This window comes from Chordicoccus furentiruminis, assembly GCF_019355395.1.
In the GTDB taxonomy this organism is placed as follows: Bacteria; Bacillota; Clostridia; order Lachnospirales; family Lachnospiraceae; genus Chordicoccus; species Chordicoccus furentiruminis.
Window position 1 is genome coordinate 3,127,409 of sequence record NZ_CP048829.1, and the last position, 17,109, is coordinate 3,144,517.

Below are 17,109 nucleotides of genomic sequence, written 5' to 3' on the forward strand. Positions count from 1 at the left end.
GCCGTTTTTGCACCAGACCGTGCCGCCATCCCGCCGGCACGGCTTTTTTCGGTGTGTGTTCGGTTTCTTCAATGCCGGATTCCGCATCCTTCTGCTATAATGGCAGCAGGTAAACCGAAATGATTTCCGGAGGTGAGAAGATGGATTACATGAAAGAGACTTATCCGAAGCTGGCGGCATCCGTGATCAGAAAGCTGGAGGCCAGAAACATGAACGGCGTGTATTTCGCGGCCGCGGAGGAAGCGAAGCGGGCGATTCTTGCGGAGATGCCGGACGGAAGCTCCGTGACGTGGGGCGGGAGCATGACCTGCGAACAGATGGGTCTTTTCGAGGCATGTCTGTCGAGCAGCCGTCTTCAGGCGCTGGACCGCACCGCCGCGAAGACACCGGAGGAGCGGAGAGAACTCTACGCGCGTCAGACGCTCTGCGACTACTTCCTGATGAGCGCCAATGCGGTCACGATGGACGGCGAGCTGGTCAATATCGACGGCAACGGGAACCGCGTCGCCTGTCTCATCACCGGACCGGCGCATGTCTTCGTCATCTGCGGGATGAACAAGATCGTCACCGACCTCGACAGCGCGGTCAAGCGAGCGAGAAACACCGCCGCTCCCGCGAACGTCCTCAGAGTCGGAAGAACGGAGACTCCCTGCCTTAAGAACGGGCGGTGCGCGGACTGCCTCAGTCCGGAGAGCATCTGCAATCAGTTCGTGATTACCAGGAGAAGCGGCGTGAAGGGGAGAATCAAGGTCTTCCTGATCGGCGAGGCGCTCGGATACTGAAAAGGGGCATGGCCCATGATCGAAGTATCCCCCATAAACGTTTATCGTTTTTACAGATTTGCAACACATCCGCGTCACACTTTCACGGTATCTTCTTATTCAACACAGAACAGCCGGGCAGTCAGAGACAGGTCCCCGTTCTGTTTGAAGATAGAGACTCACTGTAGAGCGCGGTACATTTCCTGCGAATGTGCCGGAACCCCGTAAAAGGAGGCGGATTCAATGAGAATCATTCTGATGGCGGCTGCATTTTTTCTTGGACTGTATCATCCGTTCCTCGCGGAACAGAGGAACAGGATCAGCGGTCTGATTCTTCACAGATAAGCGGTCATACCCTTCTCCGCATCGCAATTTAGAGCGGAGAAGGGTGCTTTTTTGTCTCAGCGGCCGGAATGGCCGGTCTACTCGGAAAAAAACACGCGCACCGCGATGTCCATGCTATAATGAAACTAACTGAGTTTGGGGGTAACAGCATGGACACACTGAGTATACTGAAAGATCTCTGCATCATCATTGTCTGCGGCAAGCTGTTCAGTCTGGCAGCTCGCAGGATTCATATGCCGGAAGTCGCGGGACTGATCATTTCCGGAATCCTGATCGGTCCGAGTGTCTTCAATTTTGTGAAGGAGAGCGATTTCCTCTCCGGCATGGCTGAGATCGGCGTCATTCTCCTGATGTTCTCGGCGGGACTTGAGACCGATATCGGAAAACTGAAGGAGTCGGGGCTCAAGGCGACGCTGATCGCCTGCAGCGGCGTAGCCGTTCCGATGGCGCTGGGCGCGGTTCTCTATATGTGCTTTTACGGATTCGCCGGGCCGGGCACCGAGCAGTTCATGAAGGCGCTTTTCATCGGAACGATTCTGGCCGCGACATCCGTTTCCATCACCGTGCAGGCATTGAAGGAGCTCGGCAAGCTGAATACGACCGTCGGCACGACGATCATGAGCGCGGCGATCATCGACGACGTCATCGGTATTCTTGTGCTGACCGCCGTCATGAGCATGAAGGATCCGTCCAACAACATCGGACTTGTTGCGCTGAAAACGGCGATTTTCTTCGCGATCGCGCTCGGAGGTGGCTATTTCATCTATCAGCTGATGAAAAAGCTGGAGAAGCGCGCACCTCATACACGGCGGATTCCGATCCTGGGCATGGCGCTGGCCTTCGCGCTTTCCTATATCGCGGATAAGTATTTCGGTGTCGCTGACATCACAGGCGCATACTGTGCGGGCGTGATCCTGAGCTCACTGGACAATTCCGAGTACATCGAGCGGAAGATGGACATCAACTCTTACATGATCTTCGGGCCGGTCTTCTTCGCCAGTATCGGCCTTCAGACGAATCTCCGCCAGCTGGACACCACGATCCTGCTGTTCTCGGTCGCCTTTGTTGTCGTCGGCATGCTGGGCAAAATCGTCGGATGCGGACTGATGGGCCGGGCCTGCGGCTTCAGCGGGCATGACAGCTTGAAGATCGGCGTCGGCATGATGACCCGGGGCGAGGTCGCCCTGATCGTCGCGCAGCGCGGTCTCAAGGCGGGACTGATGAGCAGCACCTATTTTACAGCCGTGATTCTCCTGATCATCGTCAGCTCGATCATGACGCCGATCGTTCTGAAGGCACTCTATGAAAAGCACCCGGAATCCGCGTGAGACTATGACGAAAAAAGAACTGGCGCTGGCCGTCATCGAACGGCTTAAGAAAGCTTATCCCGACGCGCACTGTACCCTGGCCTATGAGGACGCGTGGCAGCTGCTGATCAGTGTCCGTCTTGCCGCGCAGTGCAGGGACGAACGGGTGGATCAGATCACGCCGCTCCTTTACCGGCGGTTTCCGACGGTGGCTGATCTGGCCGTCGCCGATCCCTCCGAGATAGAGGAAATCATCCGGCCCTGCGGGCTCGGACACAGCAAGGCGCGGGATATTTCGAAATGCATGCGTGTTCTGCACGAAACCTATCATGATCAGGTTCCTTCGGATTTTGACGAGCTTTTGTCGCTTCCCGGTGTTGGGAGAAAGAGCGCCAACCTGATCATGGGCGATGTGTTCGGAAAGCCGGCGATTGTCACCGATACACACTGCATCCGGATCTGCAATCTGCTGGGGCTGGTTGATCATATGAAGGAACCGGCGAAGGTGGAACGGGCGCTCTGGAAGATCGTGCCTCCGGAGGAAGGCAGCGATCTCTGTCACCGGTTTGTCCAGCACGGGCGGGAGGTCTGCATCGCGCGGAGACCGGAGTGCGGACGCTGCTGCCTGCGTGACCTTTGCCGTCATGCGCTTGAGGAAGGAAAGCACATCCCGTCATGATATCAGTAAAGTGCAACCGGAAGGAATATGAGGCCGCAGTCGATCGGTTCCATCTCGATCCACGCGGGATGCGGGAGGAGATGGAGAAAGCGGTCGTCTTCGAGCGCTTCTTTGACGATGACTATTCCTGGGATCAGCTGTTCTCGAAACACGCTGAGATGGATCCGCAGATGGAGCTTGATGCGCGCGCGGATACGGCGGCGGATCTGGCTGAGAAGGAGGGACGGCGCCTTGCCGGAGAGGCGGTGCGGTCCCTTGCGTCGCTTGTCGGGGCCTTCAGCCGGAAACGCGAATACGGTTATGATTTTCTCCGCCATTTTCTGACGGATTTTTATGTCCCTCTTGTTAAAAAGACGCAGGAGGAGTGGATCAGCGACGCGTCGGGGTGCCGGGAGGAGGTATCGGACCAGTCACTCCGACTGTCCATTCTGACCGATAAGGTGCGGACGGCTCCCCGTCTCGGCGGCAGCCGTGAGTCACTGACGCTTGACTTTCTCGAGGGAGCCGATGACTATCTGACGGCTGTGACGCGTCTTCGGATCCGGGAGAACCTGATCCGCGTGATGAGCACGATCCTTTCCTACTGCAGCCGGATGATGCCGGACGAGGCGGAGGCGATTCTGGGACACGGACAGGAGTCCGGAGAAAAAGAAAGGCCGGGCGGGCCGGTCCGGAAGGAAGCGGCAGGCGGGACGGGAGAGATTCCGCCGGAGACGCTCCGGACGGGCCGTCAGGACAGAAACGGCCCGGCTGTCCGCGGGGAAGAGAAGCCGGAGGCGGCCGGACGGCGGCTTGCCTTTCCGAGAAGACTGACGATGACGACGGACGACGGCAGCGAATACACAGTCGAGGCAAGCGACGGGGAACAGCGTCTGTTCCGCGCCGGACTTACGCCGGACGAGGCGCTCGCCGCGATTCGGACATGGATGAGATGAGAGGAGTTTTTCGATGAGATTTATCTATCCGGCGGTTGTGACGCCGAAGGAGGACGGGACATGGCATGCGTCCCTTCCGGATCTTGCTTCCTGCGAGGCGGACGGCACGTCTGTGGACGACGTTCTACGGAATGCCAATCAGGCGGCGTGGGAATGGATCGATCTGGAAATGCACGAGGAGGAACCGGATCTTCCCTCGGCCAGCGACCCGGAGGACATCCCGCTGAAGGAGGGACAGTTTATCCGGAATGTGCTGGTGATCTACCGGATTCTCGAGGGCTGGGAGGAATAAGGAGCAGATGGAGATCGAGCGAAAGTGGCTGGTAAAAGGCTGGCCGGAAGAGAGCCTGCCCCTTCTGTTCGAGCAGCGCATGCGGCAGGGCTATCTCTGTGTCGTCCCGACTGTGAGGATCCGCGAGGAGGCGATGACGGGCGGGGATACGGAATATATTCTCTGCCTGAAGTCCGGACATGGACTGGCCCGGGAGGAAGTTGAGATCCCGGTCAGCCGTGAGCGCTTCGGGGAAGTCGAACGGATGATCGGTCTTCCGCTGATTCCGAAGATACGGCGGACCTATCAGCTGCCAGACGGCCTTCGGCTGGAGGTAAACCATGTGGACGAAGGCGAGTCTACGTCGTTCTGGTATGCGGAGGTGGAGTTCGGCACTGTGGAGCAGGCTTCCGGGTGGAAGCCTCCGACGGAGGCGCTGGCACGGTATCTGAAGGATGAGGTGACCGGAACGCCGGGACAGTCCATGGGCGCGTACTGGACGGCGACGCGGTCCGGCAAATCATGAGGATCAGAGGAGGCTTTCAAACAACATGTACCGTCTGACATCGAAACTGATCATTTACAGGAAAATTCCGAAGGACAGCATTCTGTTCCGGCTCTCGGACATCTGCCACCGCTTCTATGAAGGATCCTATGAGAATGAGGAGCTGATCGGGGAAATTCTCGATCAGATCAACCGGCTTCTGGACGTGGCGACGACCTATGGCTTTGACCGGAACCTCTGGCATAACTATCTGGCGTTTCTGCTGGCGATGACGGAGACGCCCTTCACGCTGGTTTCGGAGAAGGTCGGCGCGAACGACGGGTCGGTCAATCAGTTCGTCGAAAACGATCTGGAGGTCTTCCGCGAGCTCTTTGACTACGATTTTTCGATCATCGAAAAGGAGCTGGGCATCAGCTGCTTCTCGGTCATTGAGAACTACCATGCCGTCGGCAAGGCGGAGCGGATTTACAACAAGAGCGTCAGCGACAAGGTCCAGGCGCTGAGCCTTGCCATCGAGAGCGCACATGACGGGAAGGAGATGTACCGGATCGTCACCGACTTCTACCGGGCCTACGGCGTCGGAAAGTTCGGCCTCAACAAGGCGTTCCGTATCGAGGAGGACAACCCGGAGCTTCTGGTTCCGATCACCTCCACGTCCGACGTGGTGCTGGACGATCTGGTGGGCTATGAGATTCAGAAGAAAAAGCTGATCGAGAATACCGAAGCCTTCGTGGAAGGACGCGCCTCCAACAACGTGCTGCTCTACGGCGATGCCGGCACCGGCAAATCCACGTCGGTCAAGGCGATCCTCAACCAGTATTATGACCGGGGACTCCGGATGATCGAGGTCTACAAGCACCAGTTCCAGTACCTGTCCAGAGTGATCTCCCAGATTAAGAACCGGAACTACCGGTTCATCATTTTCATGGACGATCTTTCCTTCGAGGAGTTTGAGATCGAGTACAAGTATCTGAAGGCGGTGATCGAGGGAGGCATCGAGACGAAGCCGGAGAATGTGGTGATTTACGCTACATCCAACCGACGCCATCTGATCCGGGAGACCTGGAAGGACAAGAATGAGCGCGATGAGGAGCTGCATACCAACGACACCGTGGCGGAGAAGCTTTCCCTGTCCGCCCGTTTCGGCGTGCAGATCGGTTATTTCCGCCCGTCGCCGAAGGAATTTCAGACGATCGTCACCGAACTGGCGAAGCGGTATCCGGACATTCATCTGACGGATCAGGAGCTTCTGGCGGAGGCAAACAAGTGGGAAATTTCCCATGGCGGCATCTCCGGCCGTACGGCACAGCAGTTCATCAATTATATTGCGGGTCAGCCGGGAACGCACTGAGTCCCGGCTTTGATGCGGGGCGGGGCCGCCGTCTGTTTGAAGACAGACAGCGGCCCCGCCCATCTCGTCTGTCGCGAATTGACCGCGCGGCCTGCAATTGCTATATTAAGCAATGTTAAGCGCCTGGACGGGAAATACAAACGATGAAATAAGAACGAACGGCCTGTACGCCGGAAACGATAAGGGAAAACAAGAAACGGAAAAGAGGAAAGGAGGAATTTCATGATTGGAAAAGAGGAAAGGATGAATTCCATGATTGAAGAAGCGAAGCAGCATCTGCGGACAAAGCTGATTCCGTTCTGGACGTCGCTGCGTGACGACAGGTACGGAGGCTGGTACGGCTATGTGGATTATGATCTTCATACAGACCGGGAGGCGGTGAAAGGCTGCATTCTGATGAGCCGGATCACATGGTTCTATGCAAATGCAGCCATGCTGCTCGGCGACCCGGACTGCCTTAAGGAGGCGGAGCACGGGTTCCGTTTCATCAAGGAACACTGCCTTGACAGGGAGAACGGCGGGATCTACTGGTCTGTGACCTTTGACGGAAGACCTGAGGATACGACGAAGCACACATACAATCAGGCGTTCTGCATTTACGCGCTCTCTTCCTACTACGATGCTTCAAAGGACCCGGAAGCGCTTGAGACAGCGGACAGTCTTTTCCGTGTCATCGAGACAAAGATGCGGGACGAGGGCGGCTACCTGGAAGCGTTCGACCGGACGTTCCGCCCGGCTTCCAACGAGAAGCTGTCAGAGAACGGCGTGATGGCCGTGAGAACGATGAACACGCTGCTTCATGTGCTGGAGGCCTACACTGAACTGTTCCGCGTGACAGGCCGCGAGGATGTGAGGGAGAGGCTTCATGAGATTCTGCGGATTTTCGAGACGAAGGTCTGGAATCCGGATCTTCGCCGTCAGGAGGTTTTCTTCGATCATGAGTACCGGTCGCTGATCGATCTGTATTCCTATGGTCACGATATCGAGACAGCCTGGCTGCTGGATCGGACGCTGGAGATTCTGGATGAACCGGAACTGACAGAGCGGCTTCGCCCGATTACGGTCCTGATGGCGCAGGAGGTCAGGAAGCAGGCGTTCGACGGACGGTCGCTCCCGGCAGAATGCGAGAAAGGCGTGGTGAAGGAAGACCGGGTGTGGTGGGTGCAGGCGGAAACCGTGAACGGGTTTCTGAACGCATTTCAGAAGACCGGCGACAGAAACTTCCTGGACGACGCGAAGAGCGAGCTTGCGTTCATCCGGCGCTATGTGGTGGATCCGCGGGAGGGGTCCGAGTGGTTCTGGTATGTCTCGAAGGATGGTGTTCCCGCCGAGGAGCCGATTGTCGAGCCGTGGAAATGTCCGTATCATAACGGACGGATGTGCTTTGAAATCATAAGGAGGGGAATCGATGCTTAATCCGCAGTATTATATTGAGAAGGCGAAGCAGGAAAGGCTGCTTGAGAGAAAGAACGAGAAGACGGACGAATACAACGGCGTTTTCAGCCGCTACAGGTACCCGGTTCTGACAAGGGAACATATTCCGCTCACATGGAGATATGATCTGGATCCGGAGACGAATCCGAACTTCGAGGAGAGACTGGGCGTCAACGCGGTCCTCAATTCGGGCGCCATTGAATTCGGCGGGAAATACTGCCTCGCAGCCCGGATCGAGGGCAACGACCGGAAATCTTTTTTCGGTATCGCCGAGTCGGACAACGGTATCGACGGCTTCCGTTTCCGCGACTACCCGATTCAGCTCGAGGATACCTGTCCGGAAGAAACGAACGTCTATGATATGAGACTGACAAAGCATGAGGACGGGTGGATCTACGGCGTCTTCTGCTCGGAGAGCAAGGATCGCTCCGATCCCGATCTTTCCGCGGCGGTGGCGGCGGCCGGCATCGTCCGGACGAAGGATCTGGTGAACTGGGAGCGCCTCCCGAATCTGGTGACGAAGCATTCGCCCCAGCAGCGGAACGTGGTGCTCCATCCTGAGTTTGTGGACGGGCGGTATGCCTTCTACACCCGGCCAATGGACAGTTTCATCGACACCGGATCGGGCGGAGGCATCGGCTTCGGCCTCTGCGACGATATCACCCATGCGGTCATCGACGAGGAGAAGATCCTGAGCCGCCGGCGCTACCATCAGATCACCGAGGCGAAAAACGGGGAATGCACGGTGCCGATCCGGACGGAGAAGGGCTGGATTCATATCGCACACGGCGTGAGAAATACAGCCGCCGGTCTCCGTTACGTCATCTACGCCTACGCGACGGCGCTGGACGACCCGTCCCGGGTCATCGCCGAGCCGGGCGGGCTTCTGATGGGGCCCCGTGGCGGCGAACGGGTCGGCGACGTGTCCAACGTCCTGTTCTCCAACGGCGCCATCGTGAAGAAGGACGGGACGGTGCTGCTCTACTATGCCTCCAGCGATACCAGAGTGCATGTCGCCGAAACCACGCTCGGGCGGCTGACGGATTATGTCTTCCATACGCCGTCGGATCCGGGCCGGTCCGTGCTCTGCGTGCAGCAGAGATGTGGGATGATCCGGCACAATCTGGAAATCCTTAAGAGAGAGGAAGGATAACGCGGACGGTTCGCGCGGCTTGACAGCTTCCGAAGCGGAAGCGTAGAGTGGCGTCAGGACGGTCTTTTACGGCGGAATCGCAAAGCGGCGGCATGACGTTTTTTCAAGCGGAAGCGCGGAGCGGCTTTGCGACAGCCAGCGGAACGGACCGGTGAGAAAGGAGCGGAAACATTGGCGATACTGAAGCTGAAGCCGTCCTGCAAGGATTATTTGTGGGGCGGTCACCGACTGGTGGATGAATTTCATAAGGAATATGACGGGCCGGTACTGGCCGAGACATGGGAGCTGTCCTGCTATCCGGACAGCCCCTGCTGGATTGTGAACGGTCCGGACGCGGGGAAGACGCTCCGGAGCTATCTCGACGCAAAGGGATGGGACAGGCTGGGAACAAACTGTGCGCGGTTTCGTGATTTTCCGATTCTCACGAAATTTATCGACGCAAAGCAGAGCCTCTCGATTCAGGTTCATCCGGACGACGCCTATGCCATAGAGCATGAGCATCAGTTCGGGAAGACGGAAATGTGGTATGTGGTGGATGCGGATCCGGGCGCATTTCTGTACTACGGCTTTGAGAAGAAAATCAGCCGTGAGGAGTTCGAGCGCCGTATCCATGACCACACACTGGAGGAGGTGCTTCACGCCTCTCCGGTAAAGAAAGGCGACGTCTTCTTCATTCAGGCCGGCACGCTGCATGCGATCGGGAAGGGAATCCTGATCGCGGAGATTCAGCAGAACTCGAATGTCACCTACCGTGTCTATGACTACGGGAGGCTCGGAAAGGACGGGAAACCCCGTCAGCTGCACGTCCGCCAGGCACTTGACGTGACGAAGCGGGAACCGGTGAGCGGTCTTCCGGATATGGGCGGGCACCTCGGACAGTGCAGCTTCTTCACAGTAGACCGCTTCACGCTTACAGGCGGGACGGGAACTTTCCATGTGGACGGCACATCCTTCCTCCATCTGCTTTTCCTTGACGGAGAAGGCACGATCCGCGACGGCGCGGAAACTCTTCCGGTCCGGAAGGGAGACAGCGTCTTCGTGACGGCCGGAAGCGGAGAGGTGACCGTTGAGGGTCATCTGGAAGCGCTGACGACTGTGGAGACATGAGATCCGGCACAGCCGAGGCGCGGTGAAAAAGAAGAGCGGCCGTCCTCCGGACGGCCGGCTGCATGAAAAGAAATGAAGAAGCCGGCAAAGGCGATAAGCGGAAAGCGGCAGGAGAAGGAGGAACGCAAAGGTGAACGCGGAGGCGGAAAGACGGTATCAGGAGTGGCTTGATGATCCGTATTTTGATGAGAAGACGAAGGAAGAGCTTCGCGGACTTGAAGGCAATGAGGCGGAAATCGAGGATCGCTTCTATCGCAGTCTGGAGTTTGGAACCGGCGGGCTCCGCGGTGTCATCGGGGCCGGTACGAACAGGATGAACCGGTACACAGTCCGTCAGGCGACCCAGGGACTCGCCAATTATATCCGCGCGCAGCATGGAGAGGAGAAGGGCGTGGCGATCGCCTTCGATTCGAGAATGATGTCGCCGGAATTTTCAAAAGAGGCCGCTCTGTGCCTCAATGCGAACGGGATACGAACCTATCGTTTTCCGTCCCTGCGGCCGACGCCGGAGCTTTCCTTTGCGGTCAGAGCGCTTCACTGTATCGCGGGAATCGTGATCACCGCCAGCCACAACCCGAAAGAATACAACGGCTACAAGGTTTACTGGGAGGACGGGGCCCAGATCACGCCGCCTCATGACCGGAACATCCTGGCGGAGGTGGCGAAGGTGAATTCCTTCAGTCAGGTGAAGACGATGCCGGAGGATGAGGCGAGAGTCAGGGACCTTTATCACGACATCGGCTATTCGCTGGACGATCGCTATATCGCCGAAGTGAAGGCGCTGAGCATCCACCCGGAAATCATCCGGGCCGAGGCGGATTCTCTGCGCATCGTCTATACGCCGCTGCACGGGACGGGGAGCATTCCGGTCCGCCGGGTCCTCCGGGAACTGGGCTTTACGCATGTGTCGATCGTGAAGGAGCAGCAGGATCCGGAGGGCGGCGCGTTCCCGACTGTCTCTTATCCGAATCCGGAGAACCCCGACGCGTGGAAGCTGGCGCTTGCCCAGGCGGAGAGAGAAAAGGCGGATCTTGTTCTTGCCACGGATCCGGATGCGGACCGTCTCGGCGTCTACGCCAGAGATCCGGAGAGCGGCCGCTACGTCAGCTTTACGGGCAATATGTCCGGTATGCTGATCGCCGAGTACATTCTGAGGGAAAGGACAGCGGCGGGCACAATGCCGGAAAAACCGGCGGTGGTCGGAACCATCGTCTCCACCGATATGGCAAAGCCGCTCACATCGTACTGGGGTGTGGATCTGATCGAGGTGCTCACCGGATTCAAGTATATCGGAGAGCAGATCCGTCTGTTTGAGGAGACGGGATCTCATCATTTTGTGTTCGGCTACGAGGAGAGCTACGGCTGTCTTCCGGGAACGTACGCGCGCGACAAGGACGCCTGCGCGGCCGTGATGATGCTCGCCGAGGCCGCGGCATTTGAGCACCGCCGCGGAAGGACGCTGATCGACGCGATGAACGACCTCTACAGGAAATACGGCTATTTCAGAGAAGGCCTCGCGTCCGTGACCATGAAGGGCATCGACGGAGCGAAGCAGATTGAAGCGACGATGACAAGGCTCCGCAGCCAGCCGGAGACGACGCTGGGCGGAAGCCGTGTGCTGGCCGTCCGCGACTATCTGAGCGGGATCCGGACCGATCTGGAAACGAAGGAACAGAGGCCTGCGGGCCTTCCGAAATCAAACGTGCTCTACTATGAACTGGCTGACGGAGCGTGGTGCTGCGCGAGGCCGTCCGGTACGGAGCCGAAGATCAAGTTCTACTTCGGCGTCCGCGGAGTGAGCGCCGCTGACAGCGAAAAGCGTCTTGAGAAGCTGAAGGCGGATCTGCTCCGGGCGGCCGGTGATTGACAAATCGGAGGAGGCGTGTAAAATAGTAGCCAATTACCGCTGCCGCGCGTCGGCATGGAGAAGGGAACACGTCGCATGGATACCATCATCTTATCGCTGCTGGTCGACAATACCTCCGGTGTGCTGACCCGTCTGTCCGGGCTGTTTGCCCGGAGGGGCTACAACATCGACAGCATCACGGCCGGCGTGACGGCCAACCCGGATATCACACGCATCACGATCGTGAGCCGGGGGGACGACCGGGTCCTGAACCTGATCGTGGCCCAGCTTCGCAAGCAGGAGGATGTACGGGATGTCAAGGTTCTTGATCCCGCGTCTTCCGTTGACCGGGAGCTGATTCTCGTCAAGGTGATGGCGGATGTCACGAACCGACGCGACATAATGGCGATCGCGGAAATCTTCCGCGCAAATGTCGTGGACGTGCAGAAGGACTCGATGATCATCGAGCTCACGGGGTCCCAGTCCAAGCTTGCCGCGCTTCTCGACATGCTGAGCGAGTATCAGATCGCCGAGATCGCCCGTACAGGGATCACGGGACTTTCCCGCGGATCCGGGGATGTCCGTTTTCTGTAAGCGGCGGAGAGCTGCATTTTCATCCGGAACATACAGCCGCATAACCTTCAGGCGTTAACGGGGTCGCTTCCCGTTACACATATACTATTCCATCTGTTCTCAGAGAGGAGACTATTGTTATGGCACAGGCAAAGATCTACTATCAGGAAGACTGCAATCCGTCCCTGCTTGAAGGGAAGAAGATTGCCGTAATCGGCTATGGCTCACAGGGGCATGCGCACGCGCTGAACCTGAAGGATTCGGGCTATGACGTGATTGTCGGTCTTTATGAAGGCAGCAAGTCCTGGAAGAAGGCAGAGGAGCAGGGACTGAAGGTGTACACCGCGGCGGAGGCTGCGAAGCAGGCTGACATCATCATGATCCTCATCAATGATGAGCTGCAGGCGGCTATGTATAAGAAGGATATCGAGCCGAACCTGAAGGAAGGCGATATGCTGATGTTCGCCCACGGCTTCAATATCCATTTCAACCAGATCGTTCCGCCGAAGTTCGTTGATGTGACGATGATCGCGCCGAAGGCACCCGGCCACACGGTCCGTTCCGAGTATCAGGCCGGCAAGGGCACGCCGATGCTGGTTGCGGTTGAGCAGGATTACACGGGCAAAGCGCTGGATATGGCGCTGGCGTACGGCGCGGCGATCGGCGGAGCAAGAGCCGGTATTCTCGAGACAACCTTCCGTACCGAGACGGAGACGGACCTCTTCGGCGAGCAGGCGGTTCTCTGCGGCGGCGTGGTCAAGCTGATGCAGACGGGTTTCGATGTGCTCTGCGAGGCCGGTTATGATCCGCGCAACGCCTACTTCGAGTGCATCCATGAGATGAAGCTGATCGTCGACCTGATCTATGAGTCGGGCTTTGCGGGCATGAGATATTCCATCTCCAACACTGCTGAGTACGGCGACTACATCACGGGTCCGAAGATCATCACCGAGGATACGAAGAAGGCGATGAAGAAGGTTCTTTCCGACATTCAGGACGGCACCTTTGCCAAGGATTTCCTGCTGGATATGAGCCCGGCAGGCGGCCAGGCTCATTTCAAGGCGCTGCGCAAGAAGGCTTCCGAGCATCCGTCGGAGGAGATCGGACGTCAGATCCGTGCGCTGTACAGCTGGAGCGAGAGCGACAAGCTGATCAACAACTGATCCGGCAGTGTGACATTCAAACGATGCGGTGCGACAGTGAGGCTGCCGCATCGCGTCGTTTCTCTTTATTGAAAGCAGAACATTTCCCGTCGCAGCGGATGCGGTGCGGCGGGCCGGAAACAAATGAAAACACCGGCTTGATGGAGTGAAGGTATGGACGACAGGCAAAGAGCAGCCGCGGAGGAGCGGAAGCGTTTCTCTGAGATGCACGGCGCGACCGGCAGACAGAGCATCGAAGGAATGTGCTGGCAGGACCGGATTGTGAAGCGGGAAGCCGTGGACAGCGGGGAACGCTGGCAGGACCGGGTCGCCGGGAGAGAACGGGGACAGAGGGATCCGGAAGGGAGAAATCCATACGGACATCCGGGATACGGCTACCGGGACGCGTACAATAACGCCCAGTACGGATACTGGGATGACCGGGACCGGCCCCGGTCTGACAATGCCGCCATCGGCGGGATGATCTTCGGCATTCTCTCTGTCGTTCTCTGCTGGAACGTGTTCGGGCTCGTCTTCGGGGTCGTGGCGGTGATTCTCTCACTTGTCGCGAGATCCGCCCGTGAGAAGCGGGGATACTGGATCGCGGGGCTTGTGACGGGGATCGTCGGGCTGGCGCTTTTTCTCATTGTGCTGATCATGTTGATGACAATGCTCCCGGCAGCGATGGAGTGGATGTTCCGCCTTTACGGTGAGACCGGCAGGAGCGGAGGCTTTCCGGGCGGTTTCCCGGGGCGCTGAATCTCTGCCAGCCGTGCTGTCTAAACGGCAGGGCCTTTCCGGGGTCGGGAGAAGGGAGAAATCTGAATGAAGGGAATGACGATGTCGCAGAAGATTCTGGCCGCCCACGCGGGGGCTGAACGGGTGGAAGCCGGACAGCTCATCGAGGCGAACCTGGATCTTGTGCTTGGCAATGATATCACCTCTCCGGTGGCGATCCATGAGATGGACAAGCTGAAGGAGAAGAAGGTCTTTGACCGCGACAAAATCGCGCTGGTCATGGATCATTTTGTGCCGAACAAGGATATTAAATCGGCTGAGAACTGCAAATGCGTCCGGGAATTTGCCCGGAAGTATGACGTGACGAATTATTTCGATGTAGGCGAGATGGGCATCGAGCACGCGCTTCTTCCTGAAAAAGGACTGGTCACAGCCGGCGATCTGGTGATCGGCGCGGACTCTCATACCTGCACGTACGGCGCGCTGGGCGCTTTTTCCACCGGAGTGGGCTCGACGGATATGGCGGCCGGAATGGCGACCGGACGGGCCTGGTTCAAGGTTCCGTCCGCGATCCGGGTCAATGTGACGGGGAAGCTGAGGCCTTATGTCAGCGGCAAGGATGTGATTCTTCACCTCATCGGAGAGATCGGGGTGGACGGCGCGCTTTATCAGTCTCTGGAATTTACGGGAGACGGCATCAGCGAGCTGACGATGGACGACCGTTTCACGATCGCCAATATGGCGATCGAAGCCGGCGCGAAGAACGGGATCTTCCCGGTGGACGATCGGACGGAAGCGTACATGAGGGAGCATGGTCAGAAGACGCCGCGCGTGTTCCGGGCGGATCCGGACGCGGAGTATACGCGTGAGGTGACGATGGATCTGTCAGAGCTGGAGCCGACGGTTGCATTTCCCCATCTTCCGGAGAACACGAAGGCCATCTCGGAGATCACCGAGCCGGTCGCCGTTGATCAGGTTGTCATCGGATCCTGCACCAACGGACGGATCAGCGATCTGAGGGCGGCCGCCGCGGTTCTCAAGGGAAGAAAGGTGAAGAAGGGACTTCGCGTGATCGTGGTTCCGGCGACGCAGGCGGTTTATCTTCAGGCGATGGAGGAAGGGCTGCTCCGTACCTTCATCGAGGCAGGCGCGGTCGTCAGCACGCCGACCTGCGGGCCGTGTCTCGGCGGTTATATGGGGATTCTGGCTGCGCACGAACGCTGCGTGTCCACGACGAACCGTAATTTTGTCGGGCGGATGGGCGATGTCACATCGGAAATCTATCTGGCTTCCCCGGCTGTCGCGGCGGCGTCCGCGGTGACCGGCCGCATCTCATCACCGGAGGAACTGAAATGAATCATGCACATGGCAGGGTTTTCAAGTACGGAGACAACATCGACACCGATGTCATCATCCCGGCGCGCTATCTGAACAGCACGGATCCGTCGGAGCTGGCGACGCACTGCATGGTGGACATCGATCCGACCTTCGCAGGCCGCGTAGAAGCGGGCGACATCATGGTCGGAGAGAAAAATTTCGGATGCGGAAGCTCGCGTGAGCACGCGCCGCTGTCGATCAAGGCGAGCGGGATCAGCTGTGTCATCGCGGAGACTTTCGCGCGGATCTTTTTCCGGAACGCGATCAACATCGGCCTTCCGATCATGGAATGCCCGGAGGCGGCAAAGGAGATCCGGGACGGCGATGACGTGGAGGTGAATTTCGACACGGGCGAAATCATCGACCGCACGTCGGGAAAGAGCTACCGGGCGCAGCCGTTTCCTCCGTTCATGCAGCAGATCATCACGGCCGGCGGGCTGGTCAATTATATCAACGAAACATGACGGTCAGACGGTAAGAGCGAAAAAACAGGCGGTGCCGCTTCGGGTGCGGAACCGCCTGTTTGCATATTTTCTGATTTGCAATTCGCTGCGGACGGAAGAGCCTTCAGGCATACTGCACGCCGCCGGGAAGGACCTTCGTGCAGGTCATCGCCAGGGAACCGGGGCCGACATGGGTCGCGATGCTCATCGGAAGCTCGTCCGCGTGGATGTCGAAGCCGGGGAAGGCTTCCTTTGCTTCGGCAAGAAAGGTCTCAGCCGCGTCGTGGTTGTGGGTGTAGGCGAAACCGAGCCAGGCGCCGGGCTTCGGAGCATCAAGCCCTCCGAATTCATTGACGACGCCGTCCGTCACCGCCCTGATGATCGTCTTCTTCGCACTCTTGACGCCGCGGCATTTGGCGAAGGCGTCGAGCTTGCCGCCCTGAATCTGCAGCACCGGCTTGATGTTGAGCACGCCCGCGATGGTGGCGGCCGTCGGTGTGATCCGTCCGCCCTTCTTCAGATATTTCAGGGTATCGACCATGATGTAGATGTGGGATTCAGCCTTCGTTTCCTCGAGAATCCGCCGGATTTCGGCTCCGGAAGCGCCTCCGTCCGCAAGCGCCTTCGCGTCCAGCGCGGACTGTCTCTGCGTGACGGAGATCCGCTGATTGTCGACGACATGCACCCGCCCGCCGAAGTCTCTCGCATAGAGCTGCGCGCTCTGGCAGGAGCCGGACAGACTGCTCGACATCGGGATATGGACGACTTCGTCGTAATCCTTCAGCAGCTTTTCCCACAGATCGATCACGTCGCCGGCGGAAGGCTGGGACGTATGGATTTCGGCGCCCTCCAGCTGTCTGGCGTAAAACTGATCCGGCGTGATGTCGATATGCTCAAGATACTCCCTGCCGTCGATGATGATGGGCATCGGGAGGAGAAAAATGCCGTGCTCCGCGGCGTCCTCCGGCAGCATGCCGCTGTTTGTGTCCGTGATGATCGCTGTTCTCATAGGCTCTCCCTGATCATTGATCTTTCGTCAACCGGATTCATAGACTATTGAAACGCCGGAAAGGCTGTGGATTTTCCTGCGTCCTAATAGAATAGCACAGATCGCGACAGTTCACAAGACAGGCGGATTTCAG

At 58.2% G+C, this 17,109-nt stretch carries 17 protein-coding genes; 16 read left to right on the top strand and 1 reads right to left on the bottom strand.

Going from position 1 to position 17,109, the window contains the following annotated elements; translation table 11 throughout:
• Positions 1-140: 140 nt before the first annotated feature.
• From G4C92_RS14260 to leuD, 16 genes are all read left to right on the top strand, one after another.
• A complete protein-coding gene (locus G4C92_RS14260) occupies positions 141-782 on the top strand; it encodes a lactate utilization protein (RefSeq protein WP_274940483.1) in 642 nt (213 codons plus the stop codon).
• 473 nt (positions 783-1,255) lie between these two features.
• Positions 1,256-2,434 carry a cation:proton antiporter gene (locus G4C92_RS14265; protein WP_274940484.1) on the top strand — a complete coding sequence of 393 codons (1,179 nt, stop codon included), beginning with the start codon at positions 1,256-1,258 and terminating at the stop codon, positions 2,432-2,434.
• Between the two features lie 4 nt (positions 2,435-2,438).
• Entirely contained in the window at positions 2,439-3,092 is a 654-nt protein-coding gene (locus tag G4C92_RS14270; protein WP_274940485.1) for an endonuclease III domain-containing protein, read from the top strand.
• Positions 3,089-4,027: a hypothetical protein gene (locus G4C92_RS14275; protein WP_274940486.1), complete on the top strand. Its 939-nt coding sequence runs from the start codon at positions 3,089-3,091 to the stop codon at positions 4,025-4,027. Before G4C92_RS14270 ends, G4C92_RS14275 begins: the two co-directional genes overlap by 4 nt.
• Positions 4,028-4,040: 13 nt before the next feature.
• On the top strand, positions 4,041-4,319 hold the full coding sequence (locus G4C92_RS14280; RefSeq protein WP_274940487.1) for a type II toxin-antitoxin system HicB family antitoxin: 279 nt from the start codon (positions 4,041-4,043) through the stop codon (positions 4,317-4,319).
• A gap of 7 nt (positions 4,320-4,326) precedes the next feature.
• Positions 4,327-4,824, top strand: a complete 498-nt coding sequence (locus G4C92_RS14285) for a CYTH domain-containing protein (protein WP_274940488.1) — start codon at positions 4,327-4,329, stop codon at positions 4,822-4,824.
• A gap of 25 nt (positions 4,825-4,849) precedes the next feature.
• Positions 4,850-6,154 carry a DUF815 domain-containing protein gene (locus G4C92_RS14290; RefSeq protein WP_274940489.1) on the top strand — a complete coding sequence of 435 codons (1,305 nt, stop codon included), beginning with the start codon at positions 4,850-4,852 and terminating at the stop codon, positions 6,152-6,154.
• A gap of 222 nt (positions 6,155-6,376) precedes the next feature.
• A complete protein-coding gene (locus G4C92_RS14295; RefSeq protein ID WP_274940490.1) occupies positions 6,377-7,570 on the top strand; it encodes an AGE family epimerase/isomerase in 1,194 nt (397 codons plus the stop codon).
• Positions 7,563-8,741, top strand: coding sequence for a glycoside hydrolase family 130 protein (locus tag G4C92_RS14300; protein ID WP_274940491.1), 1,179 nt, complete (start codon positions 7,563-7,565; stop codon positions 8,739-8,741). Before G4C92_RS14295 ends, G4C92_RS14300 begins: the two co-directional genes overlap by 8 nt.
• A gap of 171 nt (positions 8,742-8,912) precedes the next feature.
• Positions 8,913-9,848, top strand: coding sequence for a type I phosphomannose isomerase catalytic subunit (locus G4C92_RS14305; RefSeq protein ID WP_274940492.1), 936 nt, complete (start codon positions 8,913-8,915; stop codon positions 9,846-9,848).
• A 130-nt stretch (positions 9,849-9,978) separates the two neighbouring features.
• Complete coding sequence (locus tag G4C92_RS14310; protein WP_274940493.1) at positions 9,979-11,715, top strand: phospho-sugar mutase; 1,737 nt, start codon at positions 9,979-9,981, stop codon at positions 11,713-11,715.
• A 75-nt stretch (positions 11,716-11,790) separates the two neighbouring features.
• Positions 11,791-12,288, top strand: coding sequence for an acetolactate synthase small subunit (ilvN, locus tag G4C92_RS14315; protein ID WP_274942026.1), 498 nt, complete (start codon positions 11,791-11,793; stop codon positions 12,286-12,288).
• Positions 12,289-12,407: 119 nt separating this feature from the next.
• Positions 12,408-13,430 carry a ketol-acid reductoisomerase gene (gene ilvC, locus G4C92_RS14320; protein WP_274940494.1) on the top strand — a complete coding sequence of 341 codons (1,023 nt, stop codon included), beginning with the start codon at positions 12,408-12,410 and terminating at the stop codon, positions 13,428-13,430.
• Positions 13,431-13,583: 153 nt separating this feature from the next.
• Positions 13,584-14,168, top strand: a complete 585-nt coding sequence (locus G4C92_RS14325; RefSeq protein ID WP_274940495.1) for a DUF4190 domain-containing protein — start codon at positions 13,584-13,586, stop codon at positions 14,166-14,168.
• A 66-nt stretch (positions 14,169-14,234) separates the two neighbouring features.
• A complete protein-coding gene (gene leuC / locus G4C92_RS14330) occupies positions 14,235-15,503 on the top strand; it encodes a 3-isopropylmalate dehydratase large subunit (protein WP_274940496.1) in 1,269 nt (422 codons plus the stop codon).
• Positions 15,500-15,988: a 3-isopropylmalate dehydratase small subunit gene (gene leuD, locus G4C92_RS14335; protein WP_274940497.1), complete on the top strand. Its 489-nt coding sequence runs from the start codon at positions 15,500-15,502 to the stop codon at positions 15,986-15,988. Before leuC ends, leuD begins: the two co-directional genes overlap by 4 nt.
• 103 nt (positions 15,989-16,091) lie before the next feature.
• Here leuD and G4C92_RS14340 read toward each other — a convergent pair whose 3' ends face one another.
• On the bottom strand, positions 16,092-16,976 hold the full coding sequence (locus tag G4C92_RS14340) for a DegV family protein (RefSeq protein WP_274940498.1): 885 nt from the start codon (positions 16,974-16,976) through the stop codon (positions 16,092-16,094).
• Positions 16,977-17,109 lie beyond the last annotated feature (133 nt).